Origin of the sequence: Kluyvera genomosp. 1, from assembly GCF_001266615.1 — a bacterium.
GTDB lineage: Bacteria > Pseudomonadota > Gammaproteobacteria > Enterobacterales > Enterobacteriaceae > Kluyvera > Kluyvera cryocrescens_A.
In genome coordinates this window covers 166,773-186,784 of the sequence record NZ_LGHZ01000015.1, presented here as the reverse complement: position 1 = coordinate 186,784, position 20,012 = coordinate 166,773, and the positions used below count along the sequence as shown (strand labels likewise).

The 20,012-nt window shown below is 54.1% G+C and carries 18 protein-coding genes, 1 pseudogene and 1 riboswitch; of the genes and pseudogenes, 13 read left to right on the top strand and 6 right to left on the bottom strand.

Annotation, left to right across the window (positions count from 1 at the left end):
- Positions 1-61: 61 nt before the first annotated feature.
- Together glnE and hldE are read left to right on the top strand one after the other, a co-directional pair.
- Positions 62-1,117 (top strand): annotated as a pseudogene (gene glnE / locus KP80_RS10540) (bifunctional [glutamate--ammonia ligase]-adenylyl-L-tyrosine phosphorylase/[glutamate--ammonia-ligase] adenylyltransferase); the annotation flags it as partial.
- 47 nt (positions 1,118-1,164) lie between these two features.
- Complete coding sequence (hldE, locus tag KP80_RS10535; RefSeq protein WP_052283596.1) at positions 1,165-2,598, top strand: bifunctional D-glycero-beta-D-manno-heptose-7-phosphate kinase/D-glycero-beta-D-manno-heptose 1-phosphate adenylyltransferase HldE; 1,434 nt, start codon at positions 1,165-1,167, stop codon at positions 2,596-2,598.
- A 55-nt stretch (positions 2,599-2,653) separates the two neighbouring features.
- Here hldE and ubiK read toward each other — a convergent pair whose 3' ends face one another.
- Positions 2,654-2,923, bottom strand: coding sequence for a ubiquinone biosynthesis accessory factor UbiK (ubiK, locus tag KP80_RS10530; RefSeq protein WP_035893703.1), 270 nt, complete (start codon positions 2,921-2,923; stop codon positions 2,654-2,656).
- 121 nt (positions 2,924-3,044) lie between these two features.
- A riboswitch (FMN riboswitch) is annotated at positions 3,045-3,250 on the top strand.
- Between the two features lie 105 nt (positions 3,251-3,355).
- Between ubiK and ribB the strand changes: the two genes are divergently transcribed.
- The gene (ribB, locus tag KP80_RS10525) at positions 3,356-4,009 is read left to right on the top strand and encodes a 3,4-dihydroxy-2-butanone-4-phosphate synthase (protein WP_052283595.1); all 654 of its coding nucleotides are present in this window, start codon (positions 3,356-3,358) and stop codon (positions 4,007-4,009) included.
- Positions 4,010-4,064: 55 nt separating this feature from the next.
- Here the strand turns inward: ribB and zupT are convergent, their stop codons facing one another.
- Complete coding sequence (zupT, locus tag KP80_RS10520; protein WP_052283594.1) at positions 4,065-4,838, bottom strand: zinc transporter ZupT; 774 nt, start codon at positions 4,836-4,838, stop codon at positions 4,065-4,067.
- A 194-nt stretch (positions 4,839-5,032) separates the two neighbouring features.
- Here zupT and ygiD point away from each other — a divergent pair, with 194 nt between their 5' ends.
- Positions 5,033-5,821 carry a 4,5-DOPA dioxygenase extradiol gene (gene ygiD / locus KP80_RS10515; RefSeq protein WP_052283593.1) on the top strand — a complete coding sequence of 263 codons (789 nt, stop codon included), beginning with the start codon at positions 5,033-5,035 and terminating at the stop codon, positions 5,819-5,821.
- 3 nt (positions 5,822-5,824) lie between these two features.
- On the opposite strand, the gene KP80_RS10510 is transcribed toward ygiD, so the two are convergent.
- The 3 genes from KP80_RS10510 to tolC form a co-directional block, all read right to left on the bottom strand.
- Positions 5,825-6,985, bottom strand: a complete 1,161-nt coding sequence (locus tag KP80_RS10510) for a glutathionylspermidine synthase family protein (protein ID WP_052283592.1) — start codon at positions 6,983-6,985, stop codon at positions 5,825-5,827.
- A gap of 5 nt (positions 6,986-6,990) precedes the next feature.
- A complete protein-coding gene (locus KP80_RS10505) occupies positions 6,991-7,674 on the bottom strand; it encodes a DUF1190 family protein (protein ID WP_052283591.1) in 684 nt (227 codons plus the stop codon).
- A gap of 174 nt (positions 7,675-7,848) precedes the next feature.
- Complete coding sequence (gene tolC / locus KP80_RS10500; RefSeq protein ID WP_052283603.1) at positions 7,849-9,276, bottom strand: outer membrane channel protein TolC; 1,428 nt, start codon at positions 9,274-9,276, stop codon at positions 7,849-7,851.
- Positions 9,277-9,486: 210 nt separating this feature from the next.
- On the opposite strand from tolC, the gene nudF reads away from it, so the two are divergent.
- From nudF to KP80_RS10460, 8 genes are all read left to right on the top strand, one after another.
- Positions 9,487-10,119, top strand: a complete 633-nt coding sequence (gene nudF / locus KP80_RS10495; protein ID WP_052283590.1) for an ADP-ribose diphosphatase — start codon at positions 9,487-9,489, stop codon at positions 10,117-10,119.
- Positions 10,116-10,541: a DUF1249 family protein gene (locus KP80_RS10490; protein ID WP_052283589.1), complete on the top strand. Its 426-nt coding sequence runs from the start codon at positions 10,116-10,118 to the stop codon at positions 10,539-10,541. Before nudF ends, KP80_RS10490 begins: the two co-directional genes overlap by 4 nt.
- Before the next feature lie 91 nt (positions 10,542-10,632).
- Entirely contained in the window at positions 10,633-11,460 is an 828-nt protein-coding gene (gene cpdA / locus KP80_RS10485; protein WP_052283588.1) for a 3',5'-cyclic-AMP phosphodiesterase, read from the top strand.
- Positions 11,460-12,035 (top strand): esterase YqiA, encoded by a 576-nt coding sequence (yqiA, locus tag KP80_RS10480; RefSeq protein ID WP_052283587.1) that lies wholly within the window; start codon positions 11,460-11,462, stop codon positions 12,033-12,035. The genes cpdA and yqiA overlap by 1 nt, the downstream gene beginning before the upstream one ends.
- A gap of 27 nt (positions 12,036-12,062) precedes the next feature.
- Positions 12,063-13,958, top strand: a complete 1,896-nt coding sequence (gene parE, locus KP80_RS10475) for a DNA topoisomerase IV subunit B (RefSeq protein ID WP_052283586.1) — start codon at positions 12,063-12,065, stop codon at positions 13,956-13,958.
- 305 nt (positions 13,959-14,263) lie between these two features.
- The gene (locus KP80_RS10470; protein WP_052283585.1) at positions 14,264-15,241 is read left to right on the top strand and encodes a TRAP transporter substrate-binding protein; all 978 of its coding nucleotides are present in this window, start codon (positions 14,264-14,266) and stop codon (positions 15,239-15,241) included.
- A 57-nt stretch (positions 15,242-15,298) separates the two neighbouring features.
- On the top strand, positions 15,299-15,847 hold the full coding sequence (locus KP80_RS10465; protein WP_052283584.1) for a TRAP transporter small permease: 549 nt from the start codon (positions 15,299-15,301) through the stop codon (positions 15,845-15,847).
- A gap of 11 nt (positions 15,848-15,858) precedes the next feature.
- Positions 15,859-17,148 carry a TRAP transporter large permease gene (locus KP80_RS10460; RefSeq protein WP_052283583.1) on the top strand — a complete coding sequence of 430 codons (1,290 nt, stop codon included), beginning with the start codon at positions 15,859-15,861 and terminating at the stop codon, positions 17,146-17,148.
- Here KP80_RS10460 and KP80_RS10455 read toward each other — a convergent pair.
- Entirely contained in the window at positions 17,099-18,007 is a 909-nt protein-coding gene (locus tag KP80_RS10455) for an AraC family transcriptional regulator (protein ID WP_052283582.1), read from the bottom strand. The genes KP80_RS10460 and KP80_RS10455 overlap by 50 nt on opposite strands.
- A 230-nt stretch (positions 18,008-18,237) precedes the next feature.
- Between KP80_RS10455 and KP80_RS10450 the strand changes: the two genes are divergently transcribed.
- Positions 18,238-20,001 carry a DUF2264 domain-containing protein gene (locus KP80_RS10450; protein ID WP_082221734.1) on the top strand — a complete coding sequence of 588 codons (1,764 nt, stop codon included), beginning with the start codon at positions 18,238-18,240 and terminating at the stop codon, positions 19,999-20,001.
- The last annotated feature ends 11 nt before the right edge of the window (positions 20,002-20,012 follow it).

Below are 20,012 nucleotides of genomic sequence, written 5' to 3'. Positions count from 1 at the left end.
TCGTCGGCAGCGTCAGATGTGTATAAGAGACAGGAGCGTCAGATGTGTATAAGAGACAGGGGATGAACTGCGTCAGTATCTTCTGCGCGTGCCGGAAGAAGACGAAGAGCAGCAGTTAGAAGCGTTACGCCAGTTCAAACAGGCACAGCTGTTGCACATTGCTGCGGCAGATATTGCCGGAACGCTGCCGGTAATGAAGGTCAGCGACCATCTGACCTGGCTTGCGGAAGCAATGATTGATGCGGTTGTTCAGCAGGCGTGGGTGCAGATGGTGGCACGTTACGGCCAGCCGACGCATTTACGCGAACGCCACGGGCGTGGTTTTGCGGTTATCGGCTATGGCAAGTTGGGCGGTTGGGAGCTGGGTTACAGCTCGGATCTGGATCTGGTGTTCCTCCACGACTGCCCAATGGATGCGATGACCGATGGCGAGCGTGAAATCGATGGCCGTCAGTTCTATCTGCGCCTGGCGCAGCGCATTATGCACCTGTTTAGCACTCGCACCTCGTCCGGTATTTTGTATGAGGTGGATGCTCGCCTGCGTCCGTCCGGCGCGGCGGGAATGCTGGTCACCACCGCTGAAGCCTTTGCGGATTATCAGCAAAATGAGGCCTGGACCTGGGAACATCAGGCGCTGGTGCGCGCTCGTGTGGTGTATGGCGATCCGCAGTTGCAACAGCAGTTTGACGCGATTCGCCGACAGATTCTGACCAATACGCGCGATGGCGCGGTGCTGCAAACCGAAGTCCGCGAGATGCGTGAGAAAATGCGCGCCCATCTTGGCGGCAAGCAGCGCGATCGTTTCGATATCAAAACCGATGCGGGCGGGATTACCGACATCGAATTTATTACCCAGTATCTGGTGCTGCGCTACGCCCACGAAAAGCCGAAGCTGACCCGCTGGTCGGACAATGTGCGCATTCTTGAACTGCTGGCGCAAAACGACATTATGGATGAGCAGGAAGCTAAGGCGTTGACCCATGCCTACACCACGCTGCGCGATGCGTTACACCATCTGGCGCTGCAGGAGCTGCCGGGTAATGTCTCTCTGGCAAGCTTTACCCGCGAACGCGAGCTGGTGAGTGCGAGCTGGCTGAAGTGGCTGGTTCAACCGTGAAATGTGCTATTATCGCGCCAAATTTTTGATTCTCTTTGGAGACACGAATGAAAGTAACGCTGCCGGAATTTGAACGCGCAGGAGTGATGGTGGTTGGCGATGTCATGTTGGATCGCTACTGGTATGGCCCAACCAGCCGTATTTCCCCGGAAGCCCCGGTGCCCGTGGTGAAAGTGGAAACTATCGAAGAACGTCCTGGCGGCGCGGCGAACGTGGCGATGAACATTGCCTCTTTAGGTGCGGGTTCTCGTCTCGTTGGCCTGACCGGTATTGACGATGCGGCGCGTGCGCTGAATAAAGCGCTGGCCGATGTGAACGTCAAATGCGATTTCGTCTCCGTCCCAACTCACCCGACCATCACCAAGCTGCGCGTACTGTCGCGCAACCAGCAGCTGATTCGTCTGGATTTTGAAGAGGGTTTTGCCGGCGTGGATCCACAGCCGCTGCATGACCGTATTCAAAGCGGCCTGCCCAATGTCGGTGCGCTGGTGCTTTCTGACTACGCCAAAGGGGCGCTGGAGAGCGTTCAGCAGATGATTAAGCTGGCGCGTCAGGCAAAAGTGCCGGTGCTGATCGACCCGAAAGGGACCGACTTTGAACGCTATCGCGGAGCCACGCTGCTGACGCCAAACCTCTCCGAGTTTGAAGCGGTAGTTGGCAAGTGTAAAACCGAAGAAGAGCTGGTGGAACGCGGCATGCAGCTGATTGCTGATTTCGATCTCTCCGCGCTGTTGGTCACTCGCTCCGAACAGGGTATGACATTGCTGCAACCGGGCAAAGCGCCGTTGCATCAGCCGACCCAGGCGCAGGAAGTGTACGATGTAACCGGTGCTGGTGATACGGTGATCGGCGTGTTGGCGGCTACGCTGGCATCCGGCAAAACGCTGGAAGAAGCCTGCTTCTTTGCCAACGCGGCGGCTGGCGTCGTGGTCGGCAAATTGGGGACCTCTACCGTTTCGCCAATCGAGCTGGAAAACGCCGTGCGCGGCCGTGCGGATACCGGTTTTGGTGTGATGAGCGAAGAAGAGTTGAAGCAAGCGGTCGCTGCTGCACGTCGTCGCGGTGAAAAAGTGGTGATGACCAACGGCGTGTTCGATATTTTGCACGCGGGCCACGTTTCTTATCTGGCGAACGCGCGCAAGCTGGGCGATCGTCTGATCGTTGCGGTGAATAGTGATGCCTCGACCAAAAGGCTGAAAGGCGAAACGCGTCCGGTAAATCCGCTGGATCAGCGCATGATCGTGCTGGGGGCGCTGGAGTCGGTCGATTGGGTGGTGTCGTTTGAAGAAGATACGCCGCAGCGTCTGATTGCCGGGATCCTGCCGGATCGTCTGGTCAAAGGCGGTGACTATAAGCCGGAGCAAATCGCGGGGAGCGAAGAAGTGTGGGCGAACGGTGGTGAAGTGCTGGTGCTAAACTTCGAAGATGGTTGCTCAACGACCAACATTATCAAGAAGATTCAGAAGGATAGTGAGAAGTAACGCACTGCGTTTCCCCTCACTTTAACCCTCTCCCTAAGGGGAGAGGGGCTGTGCTTTACTCTTTATCGTCAACGACCGGTGCCGCAGCGCGGTTTTCCAGCTCGCTAATACGCTGTTCCAGCAGCGCCAGCTTTTCGCGGGTGCGCAGCAGAACCTGAGTCTGCACGTCAAACTCTTCGCGGCTAACCACATCAAGACGCGTCAGCTGTGACTGGATCACCTGACGAACTTTCTTCTCAATATCATCACCAAATTCACGCAGGCCTTTTGGCATGGACTCGTGGACCTGGCGGGCGATTTGTTCAATTTTTTTCGGGTCGATCATCTGTGTTTCCCTGATTCTGTCGGCGTTACCGCTATTGTAGTGGCTTCTCCCGGTGCGATAAACCAGAATTGTTCGAAGCTTATGCATTGCCGAAGATAATCAATAGGGTTATAGTAAGTACGCTTATTCTCAGGGCGGGGCGAAATTCCCCACCGGCGGTAAATCAGCGAGATCCAAAGTATTTCGCGTTGCGGCAACGCAGCAGCAGCGTGAAAGACGAAGGAGTGACTGAAAGCCCGCGAGCGCTTCCTGTGTCCAACGGGAAGGTCAGCAGATCCGGTGTAATTCCGGGGCCGACGGTTAGAGTCCGGATGGGAGAGAGTAACGATTCAGTCGGGTATGCACCCGCTCGCGTTATCTATTGGCCGTTTATCGGCACTCCTAAGACTGCCCTGATTCTGGTAACCATAATATTAATGAGGTTTTTTTACCATGAATCAGACGCTACTTTCCTCTTTTGGTACTCCTTTCGAACGCGTTGAAAACGCGCTGATTGCTCTGCGCGAAGGCCGCGGTGCGATGGTGCTGGACGACGAAGATCGCGAGAACGAAGGCGACATGATCTTTGCCGCCGAAAACATGACCGTTGAACAAATGGCGCTGACTATCCGTCACGGTAGCGGCATCGTTTGTCTGTGTCTGACCGATGAACGTCGTAAGCAGCTGGAACTGCCAATGATGGTGGAAAACAACACCAGCGCATACGGCACGGGCTTTACCGTCACCATCGAAGCAGCACACGGCGTCACTACCGGCGTTTCTGCCGCTGACCGTCTGACCACTGTGCGTGCGGCAATTGCTGACAACGCGAAGCCGTCAGACCTGAACCGTCCGGGCCACGTATTCCCGCTGCGCGCGCAGCCGGGTGGCGTTCTGACCCGTGGTGGCCACACCGAAGCGACTATCGATCTGGTGAGCCTGGCCGGTTTTAAACCTGCGGGCGTACTGTGTGAACTGACCAACGACGATGGCACCATGGCGCGTGCGCCGGAGTGCATCAAGTTTGCAAAGGAACACAATATGGCGCTGGTGACCATCGAAGATCTGGTGGCCTACCGCCGTGAACACGAACGTAAAGCGAGCTAATTAAGCGCTTATTACGAAGAAGCCCGGCCAATTGCGCCGGGCTTTTTTATGGCGTTTAACCAATCCCCATCGACTGTAACGCCACCAAACTCAATCCCATCACCGACATTCCGCACAGCACGCCGTAGCTGGGATTGTTGTTGGGATCGATCTCTTTGGCCAGCGGCATCAGCTCATCGACCGACAGCGCGACCATAATTCCGGCAACGGCAGCCATTATTGAAGCCATCAATATCGGTGAAACCATGCTGCCGAGAATTGCCCATGCCAGCACGCCGCCAAGGATTTCCGCCATACCCGAAATCCCGGCCCAGAATACCGCTTTGCGTTTTGATCCTGTTGCCGCATACACCGGCCCGGCGACCGCCAGACCTTCAGGAATATTGTGCAGCGCGACGGCAAGCGCGATCCCGAAGCCCAGCTCAAGATTGTTGCTGGCGGTGACGAAAGTAGCGATGCCTTCCGGGAAGTTGTGCAAACTGATGCCGAGGGTGAGCAGAATAGCGGTGCGGCGAATATTGCGCGGCAGCGGCTGAGTGGTTTTCTGCATCAGATCCTGCGGATGGGCATGTGGCAACGCACGATCCAGCGCGAAGTAACCAATGAGCCCGACTACGAACATGCCATAGCCCAACATGGGTGACATGCCTTCTGTACCCAGCGCGGCGGGTAGCATCTCCATCAGTGAGATAAGCAGCATGATCCCGGCGGCAAAACCGAGCGAAAAGGCTAAAACCCGGTTTGACGGCTTTTGTCCAATAACGCCGAGAATGGCGCCAATAAAGGTGGCAGCACCTGCCAGTAATGTCAGAATTAGCGGTACCGACATCGCTTACTCCTTATGATAATGATTATCATTCATGATATTGGAATTCATCACGCCTGGCGAGAGGCGAAGAGATTCTTTACTGCATCCTTACATTCAAATTTTCTGAATATCATCATCACGCTTATCTGAGTTTATCCTCACGGAAAACAGGTTAATGTGGTGTTATTCAATTATGCCTCTGGAAGGATAACATCATGTCTCGTAGCCGAATGCCAGCACTGTTTTTAGGTCACGGTAGCCCGATGAACGTACTGGAAGATAACCTCTATACCCGTACCTGGCAGCAGCTCGGCGAGACGTTGCCGCGGCCAAAAGCGATCGTTGTTGTCTCTGCGCACTGGTTTACCCGTGGCACCGGCGTGACGGCGATGGAAGCACCAAAAACGATTCACGATTTTGGCGGTTTCCCGCAGGCATTGTACGACACGCATTACCCGGCACCTGGCTCGCCGGAGCTGGCGCAGAAGCTGGTTGAGTTATTGTCACCGGTTCCTGTCGCGCTGGACACCGAAGCCTGGGGTTTTGACCACGGTTCGTGGGGCGTGTTGATTAAGATGTACCCGAATGCGGATATCCCAATGGTGCAGCTGAGTATCGATAGCACCAAACCGGCGGCCTGGCATCTGGAGATGGGTCGTAAACTTGCCAGCCTGCGTGACGAAGGCATTATGCTGGTGGCGAGCGGTAACGTGGTGCATAACCTGCGTACTGCAAAATGGCACGGTGATTCCGCGCCGTATCCGTGGGCGGCTTCATTTAACGACTATGTTAAAGCGAATCTGCAATGGAAAGGGCCGGTTGAGCAGCATCCGCTGGTAAACTATCTGCAGCACGAAGGCGGTTCGCTCTCTAACCCGACGGCGGAGCACTTCCTGCCGCTGCTGTATGTTTTAGGGGCGTGGGATGGAGAAGAACCCATCACGATCCCGGTAGACGGTATCGAAATGGGCTCCTTGAGTATGCTGTCAGTCGTGGTCGGTTAACGTTTACTCGACAAAAATGTGGGGATAGAAACGCGACAGATCCTGGGTGATCAGTGCTCTGTCCTCACGAATACCAATTCCGGCTGGCTGATCGTTGATGAGCCAGCTGCCAATCAGCATATAGCTATCGCCAAATTTCGGCAGCGGATGGAACTGCTGTACGATCATCCCTTCTTCGCCGTACGGCCCTTCCACCTGTTCGATGGTTTTGCCGTTTTCGACGATCGAGATATTCGCCCCTTCGCGGGAGAAGATCGGTTTCACCACGTACTTATCCATTGCTGGGTATGCATCTTCGGCAAAGTAGGCTGGCAGCAGGTTCGGGTGATCCGGGAACATTTCCCAGAGCAGTGGCAGCAGCGCCTTGTTGGAGATAATGCTTTTCCAGGCCGGCTCCAGCCAGCGAACGCCAGCGTCTTCCAGCTTGGTGGAGAACATCTCACGCAGCATATATTCCCACGGATAGAGCTTGAACAGATTGCCAATCACCTGATCCTGCAGATCGGTAAACTGACCTTTTTCACCTAAGCCAATTTCATCGATATAGAGAAATTCGGTGGCGACTTCTGCTTCGGCAGCGCAGTCCTGCAAATACTGCACCGTACCGCGATCTTCTACGGTATCCTGGCAGCAGGTGAGGTGCAGTAACTGGAAGCCGTGCTGCTCACGCAGCTCGGTAAAGCGTTCGATGATCTTTTCCTGCAGGCTGTTGAACTGATCGCTGCCTTCCGGCAGATTGCCTGCATTCAGCTGATCTTCCAGCCAGATCCATTGGAAAAATGCCGCTTCATACAGCGAGGTTGGCGTATCGGCGTTGTTTTCCAGCAGCTTTGGCTCATCGGTGCCGTCCCAGGCCAGATCGAGGCGAGAGTAAAGTGACGGCTGATGGGTCTGCCATGACTGGCGAACGAAGCTCCAGGTATGCTTTGGAATGCGGAACTTGGCCATCAGCTCATCGCTGGCGATCACGCGTTCAACGACCTTCAGGCACATCTGGTGTAGTTCGGCTGTGACATCTTCCAGCTTTTCGACCTGGGCCAGCGTTAGCTTGTAATAGGCCTCTTCACTCCAGTACGGCTCGCCGTACATGGTGTGGAAGTTAAAACCATATTCAGTCGCTTTTTCACGCCAGTCCGGGCGTTCAACAATACTGACTCTTTCCATGATAATCAGCCGCCCATTGAACGGGAAGTGCTGCCCGTTGCGCTACGCTGCATGGTGGACTGCTTGGCAACAGATTCGCCAAAGCCGCCGCGGGTGACAGTGCTGGTGGTCGCCGGTTTTGGCGCCATCGCGGTTTTAGGTACGTTCATTGAACGACCCGGCTGTGCTGCGCCGTAGTTCTTGCCGCCCGCATCGGTGTATTTACCGTAAGCCGGGCTGGATGGGTTCTTGGAGGTGAAGACCGGTTGCTGCTGGTAGCCGCCCATGCCGCCGCTCATCATACGACCCATCATGTAACCTGCCATCAGTGGCATCCAGAAACTGCCGCCGCCCTGGTTCTGTGCCTGAGCCTGGCCTTCACCGGTTGGCGCCATGCCAGCCTGAGCCGGTGCCTGCTGGCACTGACCTTCACCGAATTCCGCTACGCAGTCTTCACGGCTGGCGTATTTCGGTGCGGTGCGTTCCGCTTCTTTCAGCGCATTGTTGTAGGTAGTGGTACATTCCGCGCTTTTGCTTGGGTTCGCCGCGGAGCAGTCGTCTGCATTCTGATACAGCGTGACGGTTTCGTCGCTCTTCTCACAGCCCGCCAGCATGAATACGGCGGTAACGGCAAGGGCGACTGGCGTTAAGTGGCGTGCACCCCAGCTTTTACGAAAAGCGGCGTGCTGAATATTGTTTGTCCGTTTCATTTTATTCTTCCTGGACCCAGTGGAGTGGTATTGCAATAGCGCTCAGGATAGTGGATGAGTGGTTGAAAATGAAGCTAAGAAGGGGATAAAGCGGCGGATCTTTACGTTGCCTTACGTTGAGAGGCAGAAAAAAGGGTTCGCATGATGCGAACCCTTTTTACAGCAATGCAGGCCTTAGCGGATACGCGCTTTGCTGGTAGCAGCAGAGGTGTAGCCGTCAGCCGTAGCATCTTGCTGTGAGTTTTCCGGCGCGATGCTCGCATTCGAGGTCGGAACCGGTTTGCCCAGCGTATTGTTCAGCGCCAGCAGATCCTGCTCGTTGAGCGTACCCAGAGCGGATTTAATGTTCAGCTGGTTGATCAGGTAGTTATAGCGCGCACTGGAGAGCTGTTGTTTAGCGTTATACAGCGTCGTGGTCGCATCCAGCACGTCAACGATAGTACGTGTACCAACGGAGTAGCCGGCTTCCATTGCGTCTAAAGAGCTCTGTGCAGAGACAACGGCCTGTTTGTAGGCGTTGATGCTGCTGATAGAAGCGTTGACGTTATTGAAGGAAGAACGAACGGTCTGTACAACGGAACGGTGTGCGCTTTCCAGCTGCTCGCTGGCGCCAACGAAGTTGTACTGTGCCTGTTTGACCTGAGAGTTCACCATCCCGCCTTGATACAGAGGCAGGGAGAAGCTCAGGCCAATTTTGTTCTGGCCAGCATCGTTATCGTTGTAGTTACCGGTGCCGTTCGTTTTAGAACCGCTATACGAGGTGTTAGAGACCCCAGTCGATGCGGTTAAATCCAGCGTTGGCAGATGGCCATCCTGCGCCAGGCGAATTTGCTCACGCGCCAGGTCCTGGCTCAGACGAGCCTGCAGCAGGGACAGGTTGCGGTTCTCTGCTTCTTTCAGCAGCGCATTTACGCCCTGTGGTTTGTCGGTTTTAAAGCCGTCAACGTTCAGTGATGCCAGCTCTGGGTAGTAGTTACCGGTGACCTGACGCAGCGATTCAACGGCGTTGTCGAGGTTGTTACGTGCGGTCACTTCGTTTGCCAGCACGGTATCGTACTGTGAACGGGCGTTCTGCACGTCGGTGATAGCAACAAGGCCGACGTTAAAGCGCTGGGTCGTCTGATCTAACTGACGATAGATAGCCTGTTTCTGCGCTTCGGTGTAGGAGAGCGAATCGATCGCGCTCAGCACGTTAAAGTATGCCGTAGCAGTATTGAGGATCAACGTCTGCTGGTCGGTCTGATAGGTCACGTCCTGAATGCCTGCGGATTTTTCCTGCAGGGTCAGCGCACGCCATTTGGACATATCAAACAGGCTTTGTGTTAACTGCAGCGAGCCGCTGGTGACATTAGAGTTCACCCCATTGCTGTCGCGGAAGCCGTTGGTATAGGTATAATCTGCACCCAAACCTAATTGCGGTAACAGGGGGCTGCGCGCTTCGTTGATTTTCTCGAACGCAGCATCACGATCTGCAGCAGATTTGCGGAGATCTGGGTTACTGGTACGTGCCTGCTGATACACCTGTAACAGGTTCTCTGCCTGGCTCATTGCACTGAAACCCGTAAGGCTCAGACCAATAAGGATGGGGAGCAATTTCTTCATTTGCATTTGCATTCCTTGTTGTGAAGCTTAGCGCTAATCTAATTCACAGAAAAAATATTCGCCGATTGTACCAGAGTCTGCCACGTTAAAAAGTTGTCGTAATGTGCCATCTGGCGTTAATTTGCACCAATCTATCATAGAGTGAGTGAATCCTTAGAACCGCTCACTTTAAATCCACAATTTCAGCACAATGACTGCATAGGCCTGTCCATGAAAAAAACAGCCAACCCTGTGGCAACGCTCTCGAAAAATGATGTAGAAATTATTGCACGAGAAACAGTATATCGCGGTTTTTTTTCGCTTGATGTGTATCGTTTCCGTCATCGCCTGTTTAACGGCGAGATGAGCGGCGAAGTCAGACGCGAAATTTTTGAGCGCGGTCACGCCGCAGTCTTGCTACCCTTTGACCCAGTGCGTGATGAAGTGGTGCTGGTCGAGCAAATCCGTATTGCTGCTTATGACACCAGCGAAACGCCGTATCTGCTGGAGATGGTTGCCGGCATGATAGAAGAAGGGGAAACCGTTGAGGATGTTGCCCGCCGTGAGGCCGAGGAAGAAGCGGGCCTCAACGTGGGGCGCGTGAAGGAGTGCCTCAGCTACCTGGCAAGCCCGGGTGGTACCAGCGAACGCCTGACCATTATGGTCGGCGAAGTCGATGCAACAACGGCCAAAGGCATTCATGGCCTGGCGGAAGAACACGAAGATATTCGGGTTCATGTGGTAAGCCGGGAGTTTGCTTATCAATGCGTAGAGGATGGAAAAATTGACAACGCAGCGTCTGTCATCGCTTTGCAATGGCTGCAGCTGCATTATCAGGACTTACGAAAAGAGTGGATCAAATGAAGCGATATACACCTGACTTCCCAGAAATGATGCGCCTGTGCGAAACCAACTTCGCACAATTGCGTCGCTTGTTGCCGCGCGTCGATGAAGCCGGTGAAACGGTGAACTATCAGGTGGCTAATGCGCAATATCGCTTAACGATAGTCGAATCGACTCGTTACACTACGCTGGTGACGATTGAACAAACGTTGCCTGCGATAAGCTACTGGAGCCTGCCGTCGATGACGGTGCGCCTGTATCATGATGCGATGGTGGCCGAAGTGTGTTCAAGTCAGCAGATCTTTCGTTTCAAAGCGCGGTATGATTATCCAAATAAAAAGTTGCATCAACGCGACGAAAAGCATCAAATTAATCAGTTTCTAGCCGATTGGCTGAGATTCTGTTTAGCACATGGAGCGATGGCGATTCCGGTTTGTACATAGCACCCTTCAGGCGACATCAGTGACGCTGATAGCGAGAAGCCGCCTGAGAGGATGATGTGTATGTTTGCATCGTGAAACCTAAGGACACCATTTGGAAAGCCTTTTAAACCTTCCTCTGGCTGGTGGGGCCAGTGTCAGGGTTCTGCAAATTACTGATACTCACCTGTTTGCCCAGAAGGATGAAACGCTGTTAGGGGTGAATACCTGGGAAAGCTATCACGCCGTCCTGCAGGCTATCCATGCCTCCGCGCGTGATATCGACCTGGTGGTTGCAACCGGTGATTTAGCGCAGGACCACTCATCCGCGGCCTATCAGCATTTTGCTGATGGCATCGCGAGTTTTTCTGCACCCTGCGTTTGGTTGCCGGGCAATCACGATTTTCAGCCATCGATGTACAGTACGCTGCAAGACGCGGGTATTTCGCCTGCCAAACGTGTGTTGGTGGGTGAACACTGGCAGATCTTACTGTTAGACAGCCAGGTTTTCGGCGTGCCTCACGGTGAACTGAGCGACTTTCAGCTGGAATGGCTGGAGAAACGTCTGTCCGAAGCCGCTGACCGCCACACGCTGTTGCTGCTGCATCATCATCCGCTGCCTTCGGGCTGTAGCTGGCTCGATCAGCACAGCTTACGTAACGCTGGGGCGCTGGATGGCGTACTAGCGCGTTACCCACGAGTCAAAAATCTGCTCTGCGGCCATATCCATCAGGAGCTGGACGTTGACTGGAACGGTCGCCGGATTATGGCCACCCCCTCGACCTGCGTGCAGTTTAAGCCGCACTGTTCGAACTTTACTCTGGATACTGTTTCTCCCGGATGGCGCTGGCTTGAGCTGCATGATGATGGCTCACTGACCACCGAAGTGTGCCGTCTGGCCGGGGTGAAATTCCATCCTGACACCGCATCTGAAGGCTATTGATGTCAACGCTTCTCTATCTGCATGGATTCAACAGCTCCCCGTGGTCGGCGAAAGCCACTGCGCTTAAGCAGTGGCTGGCGGAAAACTATCCTGATGTGAATATGCTGATTCCGCAATTACCGGCTTATCCGGCCCAAGCGGCTGAGATGCTTGAGGCATTAGTGCTGAAGAATGGCGGCGCGCCGTTGGGGATTGTCGGGTCGTCGCTTGGCGGCTATTACGCTACCTGGCTGTCGCAGTGTTTCATGTTGCCTGCTGTGGTTGTGAACCCGGCGATGCGGCCGTTTGAGCTGCTCACGAATTTTCTTGGCCCGAACGAGAATCCCTACACCGGGCAACAATATGTGCTAGAGTCTCGCCATATTTACGATCTCAAAGTGATGCAAATTGATCCTCTTGAAGCGCCCGATCTTATCTGGCTGCTTCAGCAAACTGGCGATGAAGTGCTTGATTATCGCCAGGCCGTGGACTATTTCGCTTCCTGCCGACAAACGGTAGAAGAGGGCGGTAATCATGCATTTACCGGCTTTGAAGATCACTTCACACAGATTATCGATTTTCTGGGGTTGCATTAAGCAGCGCCAACTACCTACGAATAGATCATGACGCAATCTTCTTATAACGCTGATGCCATTGAGGTACTCACCGGGCTTGAGCCGGTTCGCCGCCGCCCGGGGATGTATACAGATACCACGCGCCCAAACCATATGGGTCAGGAAGTTATTGATAACAGTGTGGATGAAGCGCTGGCCGGACACGCAAAACGCGTCGAGGTTATCCTTCATGCCGATCAGTCACTGGAAGTTATCGATGACGGCCGCGGTATGCCCGTCGACATCCACCCGGAAGAGGGTGTGCCGGCGATTGAGCTGATCCTCTGCCGACTGCATGCGGGCGGTAAATTTTCCAACAAAAACTACCAGTTCTCCGGCGGTCTGCACGGCGTGGGGATCTCGGTGGTCAACGCCCTGTCCAAACGCGTTGAAGTTAACGTTCGCCGCGACGGCCAGGTCTACAGCATTGCTTTTGAACACGGCGAAAAAGTAGAAGACCTGCACGTTTCCGGAACCTGCGGTAAACGCAACACCGGGACCAGCGTTCACTTCTGGCCGGACGAAAGCTTCTTTGACAGCCCGCGTTTTTCCGCTTCCCGCTTAAGCCACCTGCTAAAAGCAAAAGCGGTACTGTGCCCGGGCGTTGAAATCATCTTTAAAGATAAAGTTAACGACACCGAGCAGACCTGGCGCTACGCCGACGGCCTGACCGATTACCTGAGCGAAGCGGTGAACGGCCTGCCGTTGCTGCCGGAAAAACCGTTTGTCGGTAATTTCTCCGGGGAAACCGAAGCGGTGGATTGGGCGCTGCTGTGGCTGCCGGAAGGCGGCGAGCTGCTGACTGAAAGTTACGTTAACCTCATCCCGACGATGCAGGGCGGTACGCATGTTAATGGTCTGCGTCAGGGGCTGCTGGACGCCATGCGTGAGTTCTGTGAATACCGCAACATCCTGCCGCGCGGCGTGAAGCTGTCGGCGGAGGATATCTGGGATCGCTGCGCCTACGTGCTTTCCGTGAAGATGCAGGATCCGCAGTTTGCCGGTCAGACCAAAGAACGACTCTCTTCGCGCCAGTGCGCGGCGTTTGTCTCTGGCGTAGTGAAAGATGCCTTTAGCCTGTGGCTGAACCAGAACGTTCAGTCGGCTGAATTGCTGGCCGAAATGGCGATTTCCAGCGCTCAGCGTCGCCTGCGTGCGGCGAAAAAAGTGGTGCGTAAAAAGCTGACCAGCGGCCCTGCGCTGCCGGGAAAACTGGCCGACTGTACCGCGCAGGATCTTAATCGTACTGAACTGTTCCTCGTCGAAGGTGACTCGGCAGGCGGCTCCGCCAAGCAGGCGCGCGATCGTGAATATCAAGCGATCATGCCGTTGAAAGGTAAGATCCTGAATACCTGGGAAGTCTCCTCTGATGAGGTTCTGGCGTCGCAGGAAGTGCACGACATCTCCGTGGCTATTGGTATTGATCCGGACAGCACGGATCTCAGCCAGCTGCGCTACGGCAAGATCTGTATTCTTGCGGATGCGGACTCCGATGGACTGCACATTGCGACGTTGCTGTGCGCGCTGTTTGTGAAGCACTTCCGTGCGCTGGTGAAAGAAGGTCATGTCTACGTTGCGCTGCCGCCGCTGTATCGTATCGATCTGGGTAAAGAGGTTTACTACGCGCTGACGGAAGAAGAGAAAGCCGGCGTGCTGGAACAGCTTAAGCGTAAAAAAGGCAAACCGAACGTGCAGCGCTTTAAAGGTCTGGGTGAAATGAACCCGATGCAATTGCGTGAAACGACACTCGATCCTAACACCCGTCGTCTGGTACAGCTGTTCATTACCGATGAAGACGAGCAGCAGACTGACGCTACGATGGATATGCTGCTGGCCAAGAAGCGTTCGGAAGATCGCCGCAACTGGCTGCAGGAAAAAGGCGACATGGCGGATATCGAAGCCTAATTTCCGTATAAAGAACAAGGTATTACTTAGAAGGAGACGCTTGCGTCTCCTTTTTTATCGCCCAAAACATGCCTTTCGCTTTAGCTATTCACGCTTTGCCTGGGCAAATTAATCGATTCAACTCTAACTTCTACGATTTCTGAAATGCCATTTTGAAATTTGGTATGACAGGTCACACTTTAGTTGTATGACTTCTACCATATTCTTTCGCTGGATATAAAACATACTTCTGAACATGGACGTCAATCTGTGCTGGCAATTGATTCGCATGGTGAATTTTATCTTTAATCAAAAGAGAATCGTCTATGTTAAGAAGAAAACTGGCAGTAAGCGTTCTATCTTTCTCGTTACTGATGGGGTCTGCGGCGGCGATGGCAAAAACGGTGTTCATCGCCTCTGATGTGCATCCGGCTGATTATCCGACCACGGCCGCGGTGATCCACATGGGTGAAAAGCTCAGCGCGCAAACCGACGGGCGGCTTTCCATCAGAATGTTCCCGAGCGGGCAGATGGGTGATGAAAGCACTACCCTGGAAAAAACCCGCGCGGGCGCTATCGATATTCTGCGTGTCTCCATGTCGCCTGTCGGCGGCATCCTTCCTCAGGTGAGTGTGTTTAACATGCCGTTCGTCTTCCGCGATATGGATCATCAGCACAAAGTGCTGGATGGTGATGTGGGAACGAAACTGGCACAGGAAATCTCCGACAGTAATCTCGGGCTGGTCTTCCTCGGCTGGATGGATGCGGGCTCGCGCAGCCTGATCACCAAAAAGCCGATCACGACGCTGGATGACCTGAAAGGGGTAAAAATCCGTCTGCAAAACAACCCCATTGGGCTCGATACCTTTAAGGCTCTGGGTGCAAACCCAATTGTCCTGCCGGTGGGTGACGTCTTTGCTAGCCTGCAAACGGGTGTTATCGATGCTGCAGAAAACAACGAACCGACCTTCGACACCGAAAACTACGTGGTGGCCGGGACCAAGTATTTCGATCTGACCGAACATTTTATGATCCCGGAAGTGCTCGCCTTCTCAAAACGTAAATGGAGCAAACTCTCGGCTGAAGATCAGGCACTGATCACCAAGCTGGCGAAAGAAGCTCAGGCTGAAGAACGCGTGCTGTGGGCGGAATACGTCGAGAAATCGAAAAAACGTCTGCAAAGCCAGGGGGTGAAATTCCTCCCGGTGGATAAAAAACCGTTTGTCGATGCTACCGCGCCGGTGCGTGAAAAGTATGGACAGCAGTTCAGCACCTTAATGCAGGAAATTCAGGATACTAAATGATGCACGTGGCGGCAGGCCGGCAGCTGCTGGCCTGCCCGTTTTGATCTGGAGATAACAATGAAAAATATCTATGTCCTGGTCATGGATGGCGTGTATCGGATCTGTATTTGGCTGTCAGGGATCAGCCTGTTATTTATGACGTTTATTTATCTGGTGGGGATCTACGCGCGTTTTCGTCCGGATTTTCCCGAGTGGATGCGTTTTTTACCGCACGCTTCAACCAGCTGGCCGGAGCCGCTCTCGCAGATCTGTATGATCACGTTCTCGTTTGTTGGCGCCGCCGCTGCCTATCGGGCGGGGAGCCATATCGCCATCACCATGCTGGTCGATCGTATCAATCCGGTGATGAAAAAGGCGCTGGCGGTGTTTGTCGATCTGGCGATGCTGGCAACCTGCTTGTTTATTATTCACTGGGGAATCATTGGCTGCATGGATGCCTGGCAGGACGTGGTGCCTTCGCTGCCGTTCCTGACCTCGGGTATCACGCATCTGCCTATCCCGGTGGGGTCGTTCTTTACACTGCTGTTCGTGGTTGAAAAACTGCTGTACGGCTCGCAGTCGCATCGTGAACTGGTGCAATACGGCTCGCCGAAAGTCGGCCACTAAGGAGCGAAACCATGGACTTAACGCTAATTATATTTGTGGTGACTTTTGTGGTGCTGATGGCGGTGGGTATGCCGGTGGCCTACGCCGTTGGCCTGACCGCCGTGGTGGTTACCGCATTCGCCGATTTCTCACTGGATGGTCTGATTATCACCATCTTTCACAGCACGGATAACGTCAACCTGCTGACAATTCCCTTTTTCGTCTTTGCTGGCGCAATCATGGCAGAAGGGGGAATGGCTCGACGGTTAGTGGATTTTGCCGGGCTGTTCGTTGGCTGGATCCGCGGTGGACTTTCGCTGGTGAATATTCTGGCCTCGACGCTGTTTGGTGCGATCTCCGGATCGTCAGTGGCGGATACGGCGTCGATCGGATCGGTACTGATCCCCGAGATGGAACGTAAAGGTTACCCGCGCTCGTTCGGTGCGGTGTTGACTGCCAGCGCTTCCGTGCAGGCAATTTTGGTACCACCGAGCCATAACTCGGTACTGTTTGCGATTGTGGCTAATACCGCGGCGGTGACAATTCCTGCGATGTTCCTGGCCGGTATTATCCCGACGCTGGTACTGTGCTTTACGCTCATCGTCATGTGTATGATTGCTGCGCGTAAAAATAACTACCCGAAGGAAGAGAGCGTTGAACTGAGACGGAAGCTGAAGATTGCCTCCGATGCTATCTGGGGCCTCATCACCATCGTGATTATCTCCGGCGGCATTCTCTCCGGCTTTTTCACGCCGACCGAATCAGGTGCGATTGCCTGTATCTGGGCGATGTTCGTTACCTTCTTTATTTACCGCGAATATAAATTCAAGGATTTCCCAAAGCTGATTCACCGCACCATCAAAACGGTGACCATGGTGATGGTGCTGATTGCCTTCGCCGCTGCCTTTGGCTCGGTGATGACGCTGGTGGGGCTGCCGCAGGAGATCTCCGCGGCGCTGCTGTCGTTGTCGGATAATAAGTACGTTATCTTGCTGATTATCAACATCATGTTGCTGCTGTTAGGTTGTCTGATGGACATGGCTCCGCTGATTCTTATCCTGACGCCGATCCTGCTGCCGGTGGTGGTGCAGCTCGGTATCGACCCGGTGCATTTTGGCATCATCATGATGATGAACTTAGGTATTGGGCTTATCACACCGCCGGTGGGATCCGTTCTGTTCGTCGCCAGCGCGGTCAGCGGGCAGAAGATTGAAACGGTGGTAAAAGCGATGATTCCGTTCTACTGCGTGCTGTTTATGGTACTGATTATTATCACTTACATCCCGATGATTTCGCTGTGGTTACCGGGGCGCTTCCACTAGCCTCACGACGCACTGCGTGATTCTTACGGTACTGCAAGGGGGTCTCGCCGATCCCCTTTTTAAATGAACTAATAAAGTAGGTCACTTCGGAAAATCCCACCTGCCCAGCAACCTCGTTAACCGGCAGCGTGCTGTGTAGCAGCAGTTCGCAGGCGCGGCGCAAACGCAGAGTATTGAGATAATCGTGAATGTGCTCGCCGGTTTCAGCGTGGAAACGACGCGAGAGATAACTGCGTGATTTCCTCAGTTCTGTGGCCAGCGCATCAAGACTGAATTTTTGGCGGTAGTTCTCTTCAATCCAGAACATCACCGGGCTGGCGATTCCCTGTGTGGGTTCCGCCATTTTCTCCTGCGTCGCGGGCAGCATGCCGAACAGTGACATCAACATCGTGGCTATCTGCTCGGTACTTAACCCTGAGACGCTGGCCATGCTGGCATACAAACTAAATAGGTGATCGATATGGGAATGAATGTCGGCTAAATCGGCCACAAATGCCGGTCGACCCCGCGCAGACAGCGCCTGTAAACGACGCTGATTTTCGGGGAAATGCTGGAGAAGTTTGGCAATAGCGTGCTGATCAACGTGAATAATGGTGCGCCGATAGCGGTCCTGGGCTTTCTCATCGACCATGATTTTATGCAGCGTGAACGGCGGGAAGAAAAACAGCCTGCCGGGGCGCATGGTGTACTGACGATTATCCACGATCACCACGCCAAAACCCTCTTCCACGTAGAGAATTTCCAGACATTGATGCCAGTGATGGTAGCGCACGGTATTGGCAAAAAGCCGGCTGAATGACGCCACGGTGTCGTTCAGCGTGATCAGCTCCAGATGCTCAGCATTCCAGGATGAAGTCATGTGCAATATATTTAAATTTTTCCGACATTAATCTCACTACTAAACCACTGTTTTAAATTTTATCAAGTGGTGGTTCAGAGATTGCTATCAGTTGTGATCCGGTTAACATTTCTCCAACACCTGGATTCTCTATGCTTGAGCCACTTTCGAGGATGGTAAAATAAAGGGGCAGGACAGTGGCGGAAATATCAAAAATATTGTCATCACGAGCAGACGTGACGCAAACGCTGATGACGATGCTGAGCGCTCTCGATAAACAATTTCCCGCTGGTGTAGCGCAGTTTTCGCTGGGTAAAACCAGTACGCACTACAGCACGGACATTGCGGAAATGGAGGGCTTATCGAGAGCGCTTTGGGGCCTGTTCCCACTCATGGCTGGCGGCGCTGACGTCCCGTTTAGCGACAAGTACATCACGGCAATTAAGCTTGGTACCGACCCGCAAAGCCCATCCTACTGGGGGGAAACCGGGCCGTACGACCAGCGCCTGGTTGAGATGGCAGCCTACGGCCTGGGTCTGGCGCTGATGCAGGAGACTTTAACCGACCACTTCAGTGAAACGGAGCTCAAGAACCTGCATCGCTGGCTCAATCAAATTACCGATGCCCAAATGCCGGACAGCAACTGGAACTACTTTGCCATTATCGTCCAGCTCGGGTTTAAGCGCGCGGGAATGCCGTACGACCAGGCGGCTATCGATCGACGCTTCACGATGATGGAAGCCTACTATCTCGGTGGCGGCTGGTACTCCGACGGTCCTGGCCGACCAAAAGATTATTACATCTCGATGGCGTTCCATTTCTACGGGCTGATTTACGCGACGTTGAACGCGGACGATGACCCCGAGCGTGCGGCGATGTTGCGTGAGCGTGCTTGCCTGTTCGCAAAAGATTTTATCTACCTCTCTGCCGCCGATGGTGCCTCGGTGCCGTTTGGTCGCAGCCTGACCTATCGCTTTGCGATGGTGGCGTTCTGGAGCGGCGTGGCCTTTGCCGGGCTGGACGTCTTTTCACCGGGCGTGTTGAAGGGCATTATCCTGCGTCACTTGCGCTGGTGGCTGGAACAACCGATTTTCGACCGCGACGGTATCTTAACGCTCGGCTTCACCTATCCGAATCTGGCGATGTGCGAAGACTATAACGCGCCGGGCTCACCGTACTGGGCGCTGAAGGTGTTCCTGATTCTGGCGCTACCGTCGGACAGTGATTTCTGGCAGGCACAAGAGCTACCACTGCCGGAATTGTCCCCGGTTCACGCCATTATCCCCGCCCAGCAAATCTTACAGCACCACGAAAACTCACAGCACGTGGTGATGCTGACTTCCGGCCAGCTGGAGCTGAACAACTACGTGAATACCGAGGCGAAATATACCAAATTCGCCTATTCCACCCGCTTTGGCTTCACCATTGAACGGGGTCGCTACGGTATTAAGCACGCGGCCTGTGACTCGATGTTGCTCCTTTCCGATAGCGACAACTACTGGCGCGGTCGCCGCGAGTGCGAGAGCGTAGAAATGGTGGACGGCGCAATCTATTCCCGCTGGCTGCCGTGGCACGACGTCCAGATTGAAACCTGGCTGATTCCGTGCGGCGAATGGCACGTGCGTGCACATCGCGTGAATACTGCACGACGCCTGCAAACGGTAGAAGGTGGTTTTGCGGTGATGAAGGCGGACGTCGAATCTCGGACAGGGTTAAGCCGAGTCCGCGCCGAAAACGGCGTAAGTGTGATTGCCAATATCGCATTTCAGAGCGCTGATCGGCAGGGCGATAGCGTGGTGACCCCACCGAACAGCAGCGTCATGTTTGCGGAATGTGCGGTCATTCCGACCCTGACCGGCGAAATTGAACCCGGTGAACACTGGCTGTGCTGTGCGGTCGCCTCCAGCGGCGATAGCGCTGCGTCACTGTCGATCCTGCCATCGTTGCGCATTGATAATAATACGCTTCAGGTGACGGATAACCGCTGCGGAAAAACCCTTTCTCTGCATCTTTAAAAATAGTCATT